Source organism: Methylobacterium sp. 1030 (genome assembly GCF_040544715.1).
Lineage (GTDB): Bacteria > Pseudomonadota > Alphaproteobacteria > Rhizobiales > Beijerinckiaceae > Methylobacterium.
In genome coordinates this window covers 66,989-82,426 of sequence record NZ_JBEPKM010000002.1, presented here as the reverse complement: position 1 = coordinate 82,426, position 15,438 = coordinate 66,989, and the positions used below count along the sequence as shown (strand labels likewise).

The following is a 15,438-nucleotide window of genomic DNA, read 5'->3' as shown; positions in this document are numbered from 1 at the left end:
GGTTGTGTTGAGCGCGTCCGGCCATTGTCTGCCGGCCGGGGTCACTCACCGAAAGCCGCACATGACGAAGGATTCCGGCTGCCGCGCCTGTCGCGCCGGCACCAAGCTCGACTTCGACTTCACGATGGCGTTCCAGCCGATCCTCGACCTCGCGGACGGCAGCGTCTGGGCCTACGAGGCGCTGGTGCGCGGCCCGAAGGGTGAGCCGGCCTACACGATCCTCGACCGGGTGACCGACGAGACCCGCTACCAGTTCGACCAGGCCGCCCGCGTCAAGGCGATCGAGCTCGCCGGCACGCTGTTTCCCCGCGACAGCGCCACGCGGCTGTCGATCAACTTCATGCCCAACGCGGTCTACGAGCCGAATGCCTGCATCCGCGCCTCGCTCGAGGCGGCGCGGCGCATCGACTTCGCACACCGGCGGATCATGTTCGAGTTCACCGAGCAGGAGCGCTTCCGAGACATCGATCACGTCAAGGGCATCGTCGCCGCCTACCGGAAGCAGGGGTTCCTGACGGCGCTCGACGATTTCGGCGCCGGCTTCGCGGGCCTGAGCCTGCTCGCCAATTTCCGCCCCGACCTGATCAAGATCGACATGGACGTGCTGCGCGGCCTCGACAGCGACGCCGGGCGCTACGCCATCGTCTCGGGCGTGGTCGCAATCGCCCGAGCCCTCGACGTGGCGGTGCTCGCCGAGGGCGTGGAGACCGCGGCGGAGCTCGACGCCCTGCGCAGCATCGGGATCACGCTCGTCCAGGGCTACCACTTCGCCAAGCCCCTCCTGGAGGGGCTGCCCCCGGTCGCGGGCTTCACCCCCATGGTGGCCGCGCGCGCGGCCTGACGCCGGACCGACGCGCGCGGCGCTCATCGCCTACTTCGGCGCCGGGGCCGGAGCCGCGGCCGGCGGAACCGTCGGCACCGGCGGGGCGCCGGGCTTCGGTCCGTTGTCGGTCGCCGCGGCCACCGCCAGCATGTTGAGCAGCTTGGTGACGGAGTTCTGCGAGATCGCCGTGACCGACGAGTTGGGGTCGGCGTTCATCGTCTGGAACTTGAGGTAGGTCGGGTCCGAGTAGATCTCGTCGAGGTGCTTGAGCTCGGCGAGGCTGAATTTCTCGGCGTAGTCCTTCGAGAGCCCCTGGACCATGAGGGTCCGCTGCTTCTCGAACTCGTCCAGCAGCTCCTTGCGCACGGCCTCGGCGCGGGCCTCCGGCATCGGCGCGACGGTCTTCTCCAGGGCGACGTTGAACCCGGTCTGGAGGTTCTTGATCAGGGTCTTGTTGACGAGGTTGGTGGCCGCGGCCACGCGGTCCGCCGCGTCATCGGCGCGGGCGGCCACCGGCAGGCTCAGGGTGACGCCCAGACAGAGCGTCGCAATCAGGCGGTTCAAGGGCTTGTCTCCCGTTGTTTTATCGTCCGGACCGCGAAAGGGCCGAGCGTCGCCCGCGCCTCTAGCAGCGTTCCCGGACTTTGGGGAGCGGCGCGGCGCCGCTCCCGGGCGCGCGGGGATTCACACCCGCTCGATGATGGTCGCGGTGCCCATGCCGGCGCCGATACACAGAGTGACCAGCGCGCGCTCCTTCCCGGTCCGCTCCAGCTCGTCGAGCGCGGTTCCGAGGATCATCGCGCCGGTGGCGCCGAGCGGGTGGCCGAGGGCGATGGCCCCGCCATTCACGTTGACCGCCTCCGGGTCTAGGTCAAAGGCCTGGCAGAAGCGCAGGACCACGGCCGCGAAGGCCTCGTTGACCTCGAACAGGTCGATGTCCGACAGGCTCAGGCCCGACTTCGCCAGGACCTTGCGGGTGACGTCCACCGGCCCGGTGAGCATCAGGGCCGGGTCGGACCCGATATTGGCGAAGGCGCGGATCCGGCCGCGCGGGCGCAGGCCCGCAGCCTCGCCGGCAGCGCGGGAACCGATCAGCACGGCGGCGGCGCCGTCGACGATGCCGGAGGAGTTGCCGGCGTGATGGACGTGCTCCACGCTCTCCACGTCCGGATGCGCGTCCGTCGCGACGGCGTCGAAGCCGCCCATCTGGCCCATCTGCACGAACGACGCCTTCAGCGCGGCGAGCGACTGCATGTCGGTGCCTGGACGCATGTGCTCGTCGCGGTCGAGCAGCGTGATGCCGTTCACGTCGCGGACCGGAACCACCGAGCGGTCGAACAGCCCCTCACCCCAGGATTTCGCCGCGCGCTCCTGAGAGCGGACCGCGTAGGCGTCGCAATCGTCCCGCGTGAAGCCGTACTTGGTGGCGATCAGGTCGGCCGAGACGCCCTGCGGCATGAAGTAGGACTTGATGGCGATCGCCGGGTCGACCGGCCAGGCGCCGCCCGAGGCGCCGATGCCGATGCGACTCATCGATTCGACGCCGCCGCCCACCGCCATCTCGTGCTGGCCGCTCATGACCTGCGCGGCGGCGAAGTTCACCGCGTCGAGGCCGGAGGCGCAGAAGCGGTTGATCTGCACGCCCGGCACGTGCGCGCCGTAATCCGCCACGAGGGCGGCGGCGCGGGCGATGTCGCCCCCCGCCTCGCCCACCGGATCGACGCAGCCCAGCACCACGTCGTCGACGAGGCCGGTATCGAGTCCGTTGCGGTCCTTGAGGGCGCGGAGCGCCGTCTCGGCAAGCCGCAGGGCGGTGACTTCGTGGAGGGAGCCGTCCGCCTTGCCGCGCCCGCGCGGCGTGCGAACGTGGTCGTAGATGAAGGCGTCCGTCATCAGCACTCCCCCGGGGCGTCGATCTTCGCCGGTCGGCGACGCGGCCTTACAGGGCCGTCTCGGTTCGCGCCAGTCTGCCACGGCGCGCGCGCCCTCGGCCAGCCCCGATAGCGGGGAGCCGGCGAAGGGCGCGTGACAGCGGGGGTGGTTTGGTCGTGCTCGTCCGGGCTCGGCCAGATCAGCCGGGTGCCCGGCCGTCCCCGCGCCCGCCCGGATCGAACCTGCTCCTGAAAGAGCAAACTCAGCCCGGATGCGATGCGGGAAATCTCGCGCGTTCGACTAGTCCTGAAGCATCCGCTTCAGCAGCTCGACCTCGTCGCCGAGCACCGAATCTTCGCCGATCTGCTTCTCGATCTTGCGCACGGCGTGCAGCACCGTGGTGTGGTCGCGGCCTCCGAAGCGGCGGCCGATCTCCGGCAGCGAGCGCAGCGTCAGGACCTTCGACAGGTACATGGCGATCTGGCGCGGCTTCACCACCGCGGCGGTGCGCCGTTCCGACAGGATGTCGGACCGCGAGACGTTGTAGCGCGAGGCGACCAGCTTCTGGATGTCCTCGATCTTGATCCGCTTCGGCTCGCGGTTCTTCACGAGGTCGCGGATCGCGCTCTCGGCCGTCTCCATCGTCACGGCGGTGCCGGTGAGCGTGGCGTGGGCCAGCAGGCGGTTGACCGCGCCCTCGAGGTCGCGGCCGTTGGCGGTGATCGCGCGGGCCACGTAGGCCGCCACCTGCGGCGAGACGTCGAAGCCCGGATGCGCGGCCCGCACGGCGGCGAGGCGTGCCGACAGGATCGAGACGCGCAAAGCCTCGTCGAGGGCCGTGATCTCGACCACGAGGCCACCGCCGAGCCGCGAGCGCACCCGCTCGTCCAGGGCCTCGAGCTCGGTCGGGGGCCGGTCGGAGGCGACGACGACCTGACGGCCGGCATCGATGAGCGCGTTGATCGTGTGGCCGAACTCGGCCTGGATCGACTTGCCCTGGATGAACTGGACGTCGTCGAGGATCAGAAGGTCGATTCCGCGAAGCCGCTCCTTGTAGGCGAGCGCCGACTGCGTCTTCAGGGCGTTGACGAAACCGTACATGAAGCGGTCGGCGGTCAGGTAGATCACCCGGCGGCCGGCCTCGCGGGCGGCGTGGCCGATCCCGTGCAGCAGGTGTGTCTTGCCCAGCCCGACGCCCGCGTGGAGGTAGAGCGGGTTGTAGAGCGCGCCCTCCCCCTGATGGTTGGCGACCCGCTCGGCGGCGGCGTGCGCCAGCGCGTTCGAGCGCCCGATCACGAAGCTCGCGAAGGTCAGCCGCGCGTCGAGCGGCGTGCCGCTCAGGTCACCGCCGGCCTCGGCGCCGCGCGCCTCGGGCGTCGGCGCGACCGCGGCGACCGGCATCGGCGCGCTGGTCGCGTGGAGGCGGGCGAGCGGGCCGCTGACCGGGCCTGCCTTCGCGGCTCCGACGGCGACCGGACGGACCGGCGCCCCGGTCCCGCGCACGCCGACCTCGATCCGCGCGATCTCCTCGACCTCGGCCTTGAAGGTGTTGAGGACGCGGTCGAGGTAGTGCGACTCGATCCAGCTCTTGAGGAAGCGGGTCGGGACCGTCAGGCGGGCCGTTCCGCCGGCCACGGCCTCCAGCTCCAGCCGGGCGAACCAGCTGGCGAACACGTCCTCGCCGAGTTCGGCCCGCAGCCGGCGCTTCACCCGGGCCCAGGCAGACCCGTAATCCGTGTTGCCGCCGCCGTTGCGGCCCCCGTCGTCGTCGCTCGCCACCGTTCCGTCGACACGCATCACTGGCTCTCCCGACGCTGCCCACGGAATCCCGCAGGCGGCGCGTACGCACGAATTACGCCCTCAGCGTCCCGCAAGAACGGGCGGGACAGAGTCCTCTGGACGGAGTCAACCCCACCGCGAGGAACTTTTGCCGATTGGGAGAGCCTATCAACAATTACCTACGGTTCCTTTAACAGTGGGACTTGTGGGGACGGCGCCGATTCCCATTCGCAAGTGTTCCGGCGGGAGCTGAACACGGCGGCTAGAGTCTTGGCGAATCAGATCGATTCGCTGGAGTCCCGAAATCGTCGTGTTTTGCTTGTCCGCTGTCAGTTTCTGTTAAGTTACACGCCGTTTCCGGGAACCGCAATCGTGCCGATTCTTGGATAGGGTTAACGCTTTCGACTCATGGCGCCGCCGGCAGCGCGCGGCCCGATCCGGACAGCGCGCACGAAAAAGCCCGGCGCGAAGGCCGGGCTCGAGACCGTCTCGGTGGTGCGTGGCGTCTTAGGCGGCGAGCGCCTTCACGCGGGCGGCAAGGCGCGAGACCTTCCGCGAGGCGTTGTTCTTGTGAACGATGCCGTGCTGGGCGGCGCGCATCATCTCGGGCTCGGCGGCGCGGAGGGCGGCCAGCGCGTCCTGCTGGTTACCGGTGGCGATGGCCTCCTCGACCTTGCGGACGAAGGTCCGCATGCGCGAGCGGCGTGAGCGGTTAATCGCCGTGCGCTTGGCGATCTTGCGGGTCATCTTCTTGGCCGAAGCGGTGTTGGCCATGTACGTCCTCGTGTTTCTCGTCGGGCGATGCCGACGGGCCGGCTGTGCCGGAAATCGGTCGTCGCGTCAGGTTGTCTGGCGATGGCCGAGACGCAACGCGCGCGAAAGCGCGGCCCCTCGGCGAAGCGGCTTCTATAGTCAGGGGGGCGCCGCGCGTCAACGCGCTCGGAGGCGAAACCGGATCGCGGGCCTCGGCCTCAGTCCGGGCGCCGAGACGCATCCGGCAGACCTCCCCGAAGACGTCGGATCGCGGGAGGCCGCATCGCCGCGACGATGACGGGCGCCGGCCGGCTCTCGCAGGAGCGCTCCGGCTATTCGGGCCAGCGCAGGGCCGCCGCCGCCGCCAGCGTCCCGACCACGGCGGCGATCAGCGTCAGCGCCGCCAGCACCGCCAGCGGCACGAGGAACGGCACCGTGCCGCCGCTCGCCGCCTGCGCGGCCGAGACGCCGAAGATCAGCGTCGGGATCATCAGCGGCAGGACCAGCACGGCCAGGATCAGGCCGCCCCGGCGAATCGAGGCGGTGAGCGCCGCGCCCACCGCGCCGATGAAGCTCAGGGCCGGGGTGCCGGCGAGCAGCGTCAGGGACGTCGCGCCCATGGCGGTGCCGTCGAGGGCCACCAGCAGCCCGAAGAGCGGCGCGGCCAGGGCGAGCGGCAGGCCCGTGGTCAGCCAGTGCGCCGCGACCTTGCCGAGCACCACAAGCTCGAGGGGCACCGGCGCGGCGGTCATCAGGTCGAGGGAGCCGTCCTCCTCGTCGGCCTGGAACAGGCGGTCGAGGCCGATCAGCGTCGCCAGAACGGCGGCGAGCCACAGGATCGCCGGGCCGATCCGCGACAGCAGGTTGAGATCGGGCCCGAGGGCGAAGGGCACCAGCGCGACGATCATCAGGAAGAAGACCAGCGACAGGGCGCCGGAACCGCCGACCCGGCCGGCGAGGCGCAGGTCGCGGGCGACGAGGGCGATGACCGCGCGAATCACGCCCACTCCTCCAGCACGTCCGCGACCGGCGCCGCGGCAGCGGTCTCGATGCGCAGCTCCGCCGCGCGGGCGAGGCCGAGCGACTGGTGGGTGGCGGCGATCACGAGCCCGCCGCCGGCCCGATGGCCCTCCATCAGCTCGGCGAGCACCGCCTGCGAGGCCGTGTCGAGGGCGGCGGTCGGCTCGTCCAGGAGCCAGAGCGGACGGGCGCAGACGAGGAGCCGCGCCAGGGCCACGCGCCGCCGCTGGCCCGCCGACAGATAGGCCACCGGCAGGTCGTGCGCGTGGCCGAGGCCGAGCCGCACCAGCGCGGCGCGCGGGTCCAGGCGCGGCGCGCCCAGGAGCCGCTGGGCGAACAGGAGGTTCTCGCCCGCCGTGAGCGAGCTCTTCAGCCCGTCGCGGTGGCCGACCGCGTGGAGGCACTCGGGCAGGCTCGCCTCGCCGACGTCGGAGACGTCGACCCGCCCGGCATCGGCCCGCAGCCGGCCCGACAGGATGGCGAGGAGGCTCGACTTGCCCGCGCCGTTCCGCCCGGTGATCGCCAGGGCGTCGCCGGGTCCGAGGGCGAAGGACAGATTGGCGAAGATGCGGCGGCCGGAGCGGCGGCAGGCCAGATTGTCCACGCTGAGCCGCACCCGATACCCCGCCCTCGTCCCGCCACCGCGCGGCCGCTCGGCCAATCGCCGACTCCATGCCCGATTGCGCCGCGGAACGGAACCGCACGGCCCAGCTGCGCTTTCGTTCTGCAACGGAGGATTGCCCATGGCCGAGGCGAGAAACCCGAGCGAGACCGAGGTCGCCGCGACGCCCGACGCGGTGGCCGGACGCGCCAAGGTCGAGGCGCGCATGGCGCAGTGCACCCCCGAGGAGCAGACGGCGTTCTGGGAGGCGGTCGGCCGCTGCTTCGGCGGCGGCAAGCCGCCGGAGATGAAGCCGGCCTCCGGCTGATCAGCCGCCCTTCCGCGCCAGGGCCCGCAGCGCCCCGCGAAACGTCCGCACATCCTGCTCGGTCAGGCACATGCGGTGAAGCATGTCGCGCATGTTGCGGGCGATGATCTCCTTCTTCTCCGGCGGGTAGAAGCCGGCCCCGTCGAGCGCCGCCTCCAGGCTTCCGAACAGCGCGATCAGCGCCTCGCGGGTCGCCGGCGGCGACAGGAGTTCGCCCGTGAAGGGCAGGCGCGCCCGGCCGTTCGCCTGCCGCCACGCGTAGCCGACCAGCAGCACCGCCTGGGCGAGGTTGAGCGAGGGAAAGTCCGGGGAGACCGGGAAGGTGACGATCGCATCGGCGAGCGACACCTCGTCGTTGGTGAGGCCGACCCGCTCGCGGCCGAACATCACCGCGGTGCGCTGGCCCTCACGGGCCGCGAGCTCGCCCATGGCCTCCTCGGGCGCGAAGACCCGCTTCATCTGCCCGCGCTCCCGCGCCGTGGTCGCCAGCACGTACCGGCAGTCGGCGATGGCGTCGGCGACGCTGCCGTAGATCGTGGCCGCGTCCAGGACGTGCGTCGCGCCCGAGGCCGCCTCGCGCACGCCCTTCTTGGGCCAGCCGTTCTTCGGGTTGACGAGGCGCAGCTCCGAGAGGCCGAAATTCGCCATGGCACGGGCGGTCATGCCGATGTTCTCGGCGAGCTGCGGCTCCACCAGGATCACCGCGGGGGCGATCCCGGGCGGCAGTTCGGTGACCTTCCTCGGGAAAACCTCGGGGGCGTCGCCCTGTGCGTCTCGGCTCGTCATGGCGGCCGTCTGGCACGGCGGGCCCGCACCCGTCGAGGGCCGAGTGACGATGCCGCCCGGATGACAGCGAGCGCCTTCCGTCGCCGGAAGGGCCGCGCTATGTCGCGGGGCGATTCCGGCCCGGGGCGCCCGTCAGGCCACTCGGGACAACGACCGCACGGCCCTTGCATGCCGTGCGCGGGGACAACGCGGGAAGGCATCGGTCCATGGCGAAGATCAAGGTAGCGAACCCCGTCGTCGAGCTCGACGGCGACGAGATGACCCGGATCATCTGGGCCGAGATCAAGAACAAGCTCATCCACCCCTATCTCGACGTCGATCTCGAGTATTACGACCTCGGCGTCGAGCACCGCGACGCCACCAACGACAAGGTCACGGTCGACGCCGCCGAGGCGATCAAGCGCCACGGCGTCGGCGTGAAGTGCGCCACCATCACCCCCGACGAGCAGCGGGTGCAGGAGTTCGGCCTCAAGGAGATGTGGCGCTCGCCCAACGGCACGATCCGCAACATCCTGGGCGGCGTGATCTTCCGCGAGCCGATCATCTGCAAGAACGTGCCCCGCCTGGTGCCCGGCTGGACCCAGCCCTTCGTGATCGGCCGCCACGCCTACGGCGACCAGTACCGCGCCACGGACTTCAAGGTGCCCGGCAAGGGCCGCCTGACCATCAAGTTCGAGGGCGATGACGGCACGGTCATCGAGAAGGAGGTGTTCAAGTTCCCCGAGGCCGGCGTCGCGATGTCGATGTACAACCTCGACCAGTCGATCATCGACTTCGCCCGCGCCTCGATGAACTACGGCCTCGCGCGCAAGTACCCGGTCTACCTGTCGACCAAGAACACGATCCTCAAGGCCTATGACGGCCGGTTCAAGGACCTGTTCCAGAAGGTCTACGAGGAGGAGTTCGAGTCGAAGTTCAAGCCGCTCGGCATCACCTACGAGCACCGCCTGATCGACGACATGGTGGCCTCCTGCTTGAAGTGGTCGGGCGGATACGTCTGGGCCTGCAAGAACTACGACGGCGACGTGCAGTCCGACACGGCCGCGCAGGGCTTCGGATCCCTCGGCCTGATGACCTCCGTGCTGATGACGCCGGACGGCCGGACCGTCGAGGCCGAGGCCGCGCACGGCACCGTCACCCGCCACTACCGCGAGCACCAGAAGGGCCGCGAGACCTCGACCAACTCGATCGCGTCGATCTTCGCCTGGACCCGGGGCCTGTCGCACCGCGCCAAGCTCGACGGCAACGACGATCTGGCGAAGTTCTCCGCGACCCTGGAGAAGGTCTGCGTCGACACGGTCGAGGCCGGCCACATGACCAAGGACCTCGCCCTCCTCGTCGGACCGGACCAGAAGTGGCTCTCGACCACCGGCTTCCTCGACAAGGTTGACCAGAACCTGAAGACCGCGATGGGCGCCTGAGGCTCCAGCCTCGACGCGAAAAGCGGCGGGCGCCCTCCGGGACGGCCGCCGCTTTCACATCCGCGTGCCGCCGGCGCCTCAGGCGCCGCTCGCCTGGTCCTGCGGACCCGTCTGGGCGAGGGCCCGGGCGACCTCGAGAAGCAGGAGGTCGATGGCGGCCCGCATCAGCGGATCGCCGACCGAGTCGATGAGTTCGCGAACCCGCAGGCACTGCGCGGCGAGCGCGTCCAGCGCGGTATCCTTGCTGTCGAAGATCATGTTCAGGCCACCAGGTAAGCGGGTTCGGAGACGAGGACCGAGCGACTGTCGCCGCGGACGGCGCGGAGCTTGGCCAGGGTGCGGGCGTCGAACCGGGCGGTCGCGGCCATGATCTCCTCGCCGGCGATCTGGACGGGCAGGCCGAGCGGCTGCGGGCGGAAATGCAGCTGGATGACGTGGATCATGTAGAGGGTCGGCATCTGCAGCAGCAGGCTGTTGACCCCGTGGGCGAGGCCCCACTCCACGATCCCGGTGAGCAGCGCGATCGAGACCGGATTGACGACGCGGCCCTTGGCCCGGTGCGAGCGAGCGACGCCCTGGCGGGTCCACTCCCAGATCTGGGGGCCGACTGGCCGCTCGCCCTCGCAGAGCTGCGGCAGGACGTCCGACAGGAGATGCGGGCGCGTGGTCGGCAGGAGCCGGCTGTAGCCGACGACGGTGTCGTCCTCCATGGCGAGGAAGTGGATCGCGTGCGGCGTGTCGAACTGGTCGATCTCGCGGCCGTCCGGCCTAGCCAGCTCGCTCCAACCCTTCTCGGCGACGAAGATGTCGTGGCGCAGGCGCCAGGCCTGCTCCATCGCGTCGGCGTAGCGATCCGCGTTGGCGGGGGTGACGATGTGGATCACGAGCAAACCTCACGTTGGTCTGGCGTGAGTTTTCGTCGTTTCACCGGGGGCTGTGTACTACGAGAAACCGTAGGGTCCGCGAGCGCAGCCGGCAGCGGCGCCAAGGACTTGCCGCGGTGCGAACCGCGTTCACCGATGCCGGGCCGCGGAATGTGCGGACTGCGTGGCGCGTTCTCTAGGTTATCAGACCCGCTCGGAGCGCCTGCGCCACGGTGTGGGCGCGGTTGACGGTGTCGAGCTTCGCCCGGGCCGAGCGCAGATGGTAGTCGACGCCGGCGGCAGTGATGCCCATGACGATGCCGATCTCGACGTCGGTCTTGCCCTCCGCCGCCCATTGCAGGGTCTCGCGCTCCCGCGGCGAGAGGCGCACCGGCGCGCGCCCAGCCGGCCGGCTGTTCATCAGCAGCAGCTGACCGACCGCGTAGGTCGCGACGAGGTTGAGGGCGACGCGCTCGGCCGGATCGATCTCGATCCGCTCCCCCGAGACGCTGATCCCGCCCGGCTCGCCGTCGAGGGTCACGAACGGGATCGTGATGCCCGCGCGTATGCCGAAATCGCCGGCCTCGTTCATGACGCGCCCGGCCGTCGGGGTATCCGGCAGCACGGCGCTCCAGTCGAACGGCGTCGCCGTGGTGCACAGCCGCCGGACCGTGGGGTCGTGGAGCGCGTAGCCCTGCGTCACGTACCGGCGGGCCCAGCCCTCCGGCATGGTGCTCGCGAGCACGAACCCGGCGTGCCGCCGCTTCGGCAGGCCGGGTTCCGGGACGATCCCGGCCATGATGTACGAGACCCCGTAGCGGGTGAAGGCGTCGACCAGGAGCCGCGCGATCTCGTCGGGCGATGCGGCCCGTTCCAGATCGCGCAACACGCTGAAGGTCCTGTCGAGGTGCTTCGAATGCGGCATGCCCTAGCTCGAAATTGATGCACGCACTGCGACAAATGATGAGTCGAACGCAACCTGAGGATGGCATCGCCGCCGCTGAAAGGCTAGGGTAGCCGCGGAAAGCTCTGCCGTTTGAATCGGTCCAGCGGGCGGAGTGCGAGTTTCAACGGTATGACTGACGACGCGACCCCGCCGACGACGCGCTGGCTACTGGAACGGATCGCAGCCACGCTGAATGTCTGTCCGACCTACTTCCTTCAGACGGAGCGGCCCGACGAGACCGCGGCGGATCAGGACGCGCGCGACTGCGCGGAGGTCGCCGCGCTGTTCCAGGCGATCAAGTCGCCGGCGCGGCGCACGGCCGTCCTTAACCTGCTGCGCGAGATGAGCCGCGAGACCTGACGGCGCGTGCCGCACGGCCGCCGCTCCGCGGTCAGGCCGCCACGAGGAGCGCGGCCCCGGCGACGCCCGAGAGGACCAGGCGCAGGCGGCCGAGCCAGAGGGGGGTGAGCCCGCGGCGGGGCAGATCCTGATCGATGAGGCCCCAGGCGAGCACGAGGCCGCCGAGGATGCGCAGGTCCCACGGTGCGGGGGCGGCCATCGCGGCCCAGGCGACCAGGGACGGCACGATGGCCACGAGATAATCGCCGTTGCCGCCATTGCGCGCCGCGGCGGCGCCCCAGCGGATCCCGCCGAGGAACGAGGCGATCACGGCGCCGTAGGCCGACAGGATGGTGCGCGGCGACAGGCCGATGCTGCTCAGGCCGCCGTCGGTGCCCGACACCGCCAGGGCAGCGAAGCCCAGGAACGGGATGAGTCCGGCCACGCCGAGAACGATTGCGCCGATCGGGACAGAGTTCCGGTGCGCCATCCATCCTCCGGGCATCGGCAAGGGTTGGCGACCCGCGCGATCCGACCCCGGTCCGACGCCGCCCTGCCGCAGCGTTCCCGCATCGCGGCGTGGCGGTCAAGGTCGGACCCGCGGCCGGGCCGCGGGCCCGGAGCGGCGTCAGCTCCGGCGCGGCGGCGCCGTGAACGGGACAGCGCCGGGCATCGGCGCGCCGAGGAGGGACATCGGCGCGCTCGCCGGCATCTTCGGCGCGGGCGGCTCGTTGACCGCCGCGTCGATCTTTCGCGGCTTGAAGTTCGCCGCGAGGCTCTTGGCGCTGGCGAGGTCGGCGGGGCTGAGCTTGTTGGCCACGTCGTCGCGCTTCTTGCCGGCATCGTCGTCGCCTTGGCTCGCGGCGGCGGAGAACCACGCGTAGGACTGGATCAGGTCCTGCGTCAGGCCGAGACCGCGCGCGTAGAGGACGCCGAGATTGTACTGGCTGTCGCGGACGCCGAACTCGGCGCCCTGCCGGAACCACGAGGCCGCGGAGGCGAAATCCGGCTTGCCGTTGGCGGCCGGGTTCTCGGCGTAGAGCACCGCCAGATTGTGCATGGAACGGGCGTGGCCCTGCTCGGCGGCGCGGCCGTACCAGAGCTTCGCCTTGTCGAGGTCGCGGACGACGCCCGAGCCCTTCTCGTAATGGCCCGCGACCTTGTACTGGGCGGGCGCGTAGCCGGCCGCGGCCAGCTTCTCGAAGAGCTTGGCGGCGATCGACAGATCGCGCGGCATGCCGCGGCCATCGGCCTCCCGCGTCGCGAGGTCCCAGATCGACGCGCCGTCACCGTCGAGGGCGGCGAGCTTCACCTTCGCCAGCGCCGGCGGGAGGTTGCCGAACTCGGCCTGCAGGCTGTTCATCCCCGAGACCTGCGGCACCGCAGCCTTGGCGTTGGGCCGGGCGTCCGAGGGAACGGAGTTGGGCAGAGACTGAGTCGTCGTCGGATCAGCCGGCGCCGGCTTCGACTCCGCGCTCTCCTTGGCGGCGTCCTTCGAAGCGTCCTTCGAAGCGTCCTTGGAGACGTCCGCACTGTCCTTCTGGACCTCCGCGGCATCGCCGCGGGACGGCGCGACCTGGCTCGTCGGAGCCGCCGGCCGCGGCTCGTCCGCGCCGCGCATGGTGATCGCCTGGAGCGCACCGAGAGCCAGAACGATGGCCGCGAGGCCGAGCAGCAGCGGCCGGCGACGGCGATCGATCTCGGCGCGCAACCGTCCGAGGCGGCCGGTCGCCGCCCCCTGCAGAGCGGCGACCCGGTCACTCCGGGCTTCCCGGCGCTCGGCGGGCGCCTCGGCGGCCAGCTCCGCCTGGGCAGCCTGGGCCGCCCGGCGCGCGGCCGCGATGAAGCTGGTCTTGATGTCGGTCTCGGACTTGGAATCGGCCGCGGATCGCGCGGCGGCGACGTCGCCGAGGCGCTCCTGCACGGCCCGGCGGGCGGAGGGCTCGCGGGCAGCGCGCGGCTCGCGCGGCGGCCGGCCGCTGCCGGGCTCCAGAAGATCGTCGGCCAGGCGAGATGCCTCGGCATTGTCGCGCCGCGACCTTGCGCGCGCCTCGACGGGCGCGAGGGACACATCCGGGCTCGTCGACGACATCAGGCGCTCGTCGAGGGACGGCCCCCGCGCCGGGACGGCCTCGGCGGGCCCGAGCCGGACGAGGAGCCGCTCCAGGGCCGACTGAACCCCGTCGAGGGTCGCGCCGAGGCGCTGATCGGAGGCCACCTGCCGGGCCTGCATGTCCGCGAGGCTGGCGCGCAGGAGGCCGATCTCGCCGGTCTCGGCGGCACCGAGGCCGGATGTCTGAAGGGTCTGGGCCACCGCGTTGCGGGCGGCACGCTCCACCACGGCCTCGCTCGGCGCCGATTCCCGGAGCGCCGTGACCTGCCGCAGCAGGTCGCCCATCGTGCGCTCCAGCCCGGCCAGCGCCGGATCGGCGCTGTGCGGCGCGTCGAGGCGGCCGGCCAGCGAGACCACCTGCCGCTCCAGGGCGTCGAGGCCCTCGTGCTCGGACCGGGTGCCGACCTGATCGACCTTCTCGGCGAGGCTGCGGAGCATGGCGTGGATGGAGGCCATGTCGCCCGAGCGGGCCACGTTCACGTCGCCGGTGCGCTCGGACCAGTCGTCCCGTGCGCAGAGCACGTCGACCTTCTCGGCGAGTGCCTGGATCTGCTCCGCCAGCGCCGCCGGCGCGGCGATCTTCACGTCGCTGCGGATCTCCTCGAGGATCGGCCGGAGGTCCGGGCCGGCGGCCGTCCGCTGCAGCTGGGCGATCTGCGCGCTCACAGCCTGCAGGCTCTGCGCGAGACCCTGGATGCGCTCCGGGCCGGCGAGCGCGGCGATCTGACGGCGGATCTCCTCGAGTTCGGCGAACAGGCCTGCGAGGGTCCGGTCGTCCGGACCGGCGGCGCCGGTCGCGGCGGCGGTGTCGAGGCGCTCGGCGAGGCGCCGGACGTCCTCCGCGACGCGGCTGTGGACGTTCTCGGCCACCTCCTCGGCGAGGCGCTCGACCTGGGCCCGGACCTGCTCGATCGGCACCGCGATGGCGGTGAGATCGGTCCCCGCCTGGGCGCGCTCGATGCCGCTCGCCAGGGTGACGACGGCCTGCTCGAGGGCGCCGATGTCCCGGCTCGTCGCGAGCTGGTTGATCGCCTCGCGCAGGCGCGTGGTCTCCTCCTGAAGCTCGATCAGGGCGGTCGACGGGGCGACGCCCTCCTCGATCCGCGCCTCCAGACGGCGGGCGAGGTCCAGGCGCATGCTGGCGACGACGCCGCCATCGGCCGCGGACGCGGCGAGCGCCGGCTCGGCGCCCTTAGCCAGCTCGCGCTGGCGCTGGCGGATGTCCTGGACGGCGCTGCGGATGTCGGCGGCGGCGGGACGCGGGCGACGGCCGGGCGTCCGGGTCGCGGCGACCTGCTCGCCGAGCTGCGACATGCGGCGCTCGATGTCGCCGAGCCGCTCGGTGACCTGCTGGACGGGGGCCGCCTTCAGGGCGCGCTCGATGCGGGCCTCGATCTCCGCGAGGCGGCGCGCCTCGGCGTCCTGGGCGGCGCGCCGCTCGTGGTCGAGGGCGCGGTCGAGACCGTCGAGGCGGTCCATCAGAGCGGCGATACCGTCGCCGTAGCCCTCGGCGCGCTGCGCCGTCCCGTGAGCCCGCTGGTCGGGCGAGGCCGACGGGAGGGCGCGCTCGGCCGAGGCCTCGGGCCGGTTGCCGCCGAGAGCGAGCTGCTCGGCGCGGTGGCGCCGCCGGTGCCGGCGATTTCCCTGACCGGCCGATTGCTGCTGCGGCACCACCGACGCGATCCAGGTCTCGAGCGGGACCCCGGCCCGCGCCGCCACGTCGCGGGCCGCGTCGAGCACCTCGGGATCGAAACTGTCGAGCTGCGGCATCGCGTTGCGGGTCATCGGTGGCCT

General features: G+C 71.5%; 16 protein-coding genes. 4 read left to right on the top strand and 12 right to left on the bottom strand.

The genetic code is table 11. The features are described from left to right. The first annotated feature begins 61 nt into the window (after positions 1-61). On the top strand, positions 62-841 hold the full coding sequence (locus ABIC30_RS02600) for an EAL domain-containing protein (protein ID WP_020091385.1): 780 nt from the start codon (positions 62-64) through the stop codon (positions 839-841). Between the two features lie 30 nt (positions 842-871). On the opposite strand, the gene ABIC30_RS02595 is transcribed toward ABIC30_RS02600, so the two are convergent. From ABIC30_RS02595 to ccmA, 6 genes are all read right to left on the bottom strand, one after another. Next, positions 872-1,387, bottom strand: a complete 516-nt coding sequence (locus tag ABIC30_RS02595; protein WP_020091384.1) for a hypothetical protein — start codon at positions 1,385-1,387, stop codon at positions 872-874. A gap of 120 nt (positions 1,388-1,507) precedes the next feature. Next, complete coding sequence (locus tag ABIC30_RS02590) at positions 1,508-2,716, bottom strand: acetyl-CoA C-acetyltransferase (protein WP_026604659.1); 1,209 nt, start codon at positions 2,714-2,716, stop codon at positions 1,508-1,510. 279 nt (positions 2,717-2,995) lie between these two features. Next, positions 2,996-4,492, bottom strand: a complete 1,497-nt coding sequence (gene dnaA, locus ABIC30_RS02585) for a chromosomal replication initiator protein DnaA (RefSeq protein ID WP_020091382.1) — start codon at positions 4,490-4,492, stop codon at positions 2,996-2,998. A 489-nt stretch (positions 4,493-4,981) separates the two neighbouring features. Beyond that, positions 4,982-5,248: a 30S ribosomal protein S20 gene (rpsT, locus tag ABIC30_RS02580; protein WP_007561677.1), complete on the bottom strand. Its 267-nt coding sequence runs from the start codon at positions 5,246-5,248 to the stop codon at positions 4,982-4,984. Between the two features lie 311 nt (positions 5,249-5,559). Continuing rightward, on the bottom strand, positions 5,560-6,228 hold the full coding sequence (gene ccmB / locus ABIC30_RS02575) for a heme exporter protein CcmB (protein WP_026604658.1): 669 nt from the start codon (positions 6,226-6,228) through the stop codon (positions 5,560-5,562). Beyond that, a complete protein-coding gene (ccmA, locus tag ABIC30_RS02570) occupies positions 6,225-6,863 on the bottom strand; it encodes a heme ABC exporter ATP-binding protein CcmA (RefSeq protein WP_020091380.1) in 639 nt (212 codons plus the stop codon). The genes ccmB and ccmA overlap by 4 nt, the downstream gene beginning before the upstream one ends. A gap of 127 nt (positions 6,864-6,990) precedes the next feature. Here ccmA and ABIC30_RS02565 point away from each other — a divergent pair, with 127 nt between their 5' ends. After that, positions 6,991-7,176: a hypothetical protein gene (locus tag ABIC30_RS02565; protein WP_020091379.1), complete on the top strand. Its 186-nt coding sequence runs from the start codon at positions 6,991-6,993 to the stop codon at positions 7,174-7,176. Here ABIC30_RS02565 and ABIC30_RS02560 read toward each other — a convergent pair whose 3' ends face one another. Further along, a complete protein-coding gene (locus ABIC30_RS02560; protein WP_020091378.1) occupies positions 7,177-7,962 on the bottom strand; it encodes an RNA methyltransferase in 786 nt (261 codons plus the stop codon). A gap of 206 nt (positions 7,963-8,168) precedes the next feature. Between ABIC30_RS02560 and ABIC30_RS02555 the strand changes: the two genes are divergently transcribed. Beyond that, positions 8,169-9,383 carry an NADP-dependent isocitrate dehydrogenase gene (locus ABIC30_RS02555; protein ID WP_020091377.1) on the top strand — a complete coding sequence of 405 codons (1,215 nt, stop codon included), beginning with the start codon at positions 8,169-8,171 and terminating at the stop codon, positions 9,381-9,383. Between the two features lie 78 nt (positions 9,384-9,461). On the opposite strand, the gene ABIC30_RS02550 is transcribed toward ABIC30_RS02555, so the two are convergent. The 3 genes from ABIC30_RS02550 to ABIC30_RS02540 all read right to left on the bottom strand — a co-directional run bounded on the left by ABIC30_RS02550 (position 9,462) and on the right by ABIC30_RS02540 (position 11,171). Next, positions 9,462-9,641, bottom strand: coding sequence for a hypothetical protein (locus tag ABIC30_RS02550; RefSeq protein ID WP_020091376.1), 180 nt, complete (start codon positions 9,639-9,641; stop codon positions 9,462-9,464). A gap of 2 nt (positions 9,642-9,643) precedes the next feature. After that, positions 9,644-10,267: an acyl-homoserine-lactone synthase gene (locus ABIC30_RS02545; RefSeq protein ID WP_026604656.1), complete on the bottom strand. Its 624-nt coding sequence runs from the start codon at positions 10,265-10,267 to the stop codon at positions 9,644-9,646. Positions 10,268-10,442: 175 nt separating this feature from the next. Then, the gene (locus tag ABIC30_RS02540) at positions 10,443-11,171 is read right to left on the bottom strand and encodes an autoinducer binding domain-containing protein (protein WP_020091374.1); all 729 of its coding nucleotides are present in this window, start codon (positions 11,169-11,171) and stop codon (positions 10,443-10,445) included. Between the two features lie 150 nt (positions 11,172-11,321). Here ABIC30_RS02540 and ABIC30_RS02535 point away from each other — a divergent pair, with 150 nt between their 5' ends. Further along, entirely contained in the window at positions 11,322-11,552 is a 231-nt protein-coding gene (locus ABIC30_RS02535) for a hypothetical protein (protein ID WP_020091373.1), read from the top strand. A 31-nt stretch (positions 11,553-11,583) separates the two neighbouring features. On the opposite strand, the gene ABIC30_RS02530 is transcribed toward ABIC30_RS02535, so the two are convergent. Together ABIC30_RS02530 and ABIC30_RS02525 are read right to left on the bottom strand one after the other, a co-directional pair. Beyond that, positions 11,584-12,021 carry a DUF3429 domain-containing protein gene (locus ABIC30_RS02530; RefSeq protein WP_020091372.1) on the bottom strand — a complete coding sequence of 146 codons (438 nt, stop codon included), beginning with the start codon at positions 12,019-12,021 and terminating at the stop codon, positions 11,584-11,586. Between the two features lie 138 nt (positions 12,022-12,159). After that, complete coding sequence (locus tag ABIC30_RS02525; RefSeq protein WP_354453854.1) at positions 12,160-15,429, bottom strand: SEL1-like repeat protein; 3,270 nt, start codon at positions 15,427-15,429, stop codon at positions 12,160-12,162. Positions 15,430-15,438: the final 9 nt, after the last annotated feature.

Coding starts and splice junctions, on each gene's coding strand:
- ABIC30_RS02600 (WP_020091385.1), top strand. CDS start 62: ATGACGAAGGATTCCGGCTGCCGCGCCTGTCGCGCCGGCACCAAGCTC.
- ABIC30_RS02590 (WP_026604659.1), bottom strand. CDS start 2,716: ATGACGGACGCCTTCATCTACGACCACGTTCGCACGCCGCGCGGGCGC.
- dnaA (WP_020091382.1), bottom strand. CDS start 4,492: ATGCGTGTCGACGGAACGGTGGCGAGCGACGACGACGGGGGCCGCAAC.
- rpsT (WP_007561677.1), bottom strand. CDS start 5,248: ATGGCCAACACCGCTTCGGCCAAGAAGATGACCCGCAAGATCGCCAAG.
- ABIC30_RS02565 (WP_020091379.1), top strand. CDS start 6,991: ATGGCCGAGGCGAGAAACCCGAGCGAGACCGAGGTCGCCGCGACGCCC.
- ABIC30_RS02560 (WP_020091378.1), bottom strand. CDS start 7,962: ATGACGAGCCGAGACGCACAGGGCGACGCCCCCGAGGTTTTCCCGAGG.
- ABIC30_RS02555 (WP_020091377.1), top strand. CDS start 8,169: ATGGCGAAGATCAAGGTAGCGAACCCCGTCGTCGAGCTCGACGGCGAC.
- ABIC30_RS02550 (WP_020091376.1), bottom strand. CDS start 9,641: ATGATCTTCGACAGCAAGGATACCGCGCTGGACGCGCTCGCCGCGCAG.
- ABIC30_RS02540 (WP_020091374.1), bottom strand. CDS start 11,171: ATGCCGCATTCGAAGCACCTCGACAGGACCTTCAGCGTGTTGCGCGAT.
- ABIC30_RS02535 (WP_020091373.1), top strand. CDS start 11,322: ATGACTGACGACGCGACCCCGCCGACGACGCGCTGGCTACTGGAACGG.
- ABIC30_RS02530 (WP_020091372.1), bottom strand. CDS start 12,021: ATGGCGCACCGGAACTCTGTCCCGATCGGCGCAATCGTTCTCGGCGTG.
- ABIC30_RS02525 (WP_354453854.1), bottom strand. CDS start 15,429: ATGACCCGCAACGCGATGCCGCAGCTCGACAGTTTCGATCCCGAGGTG.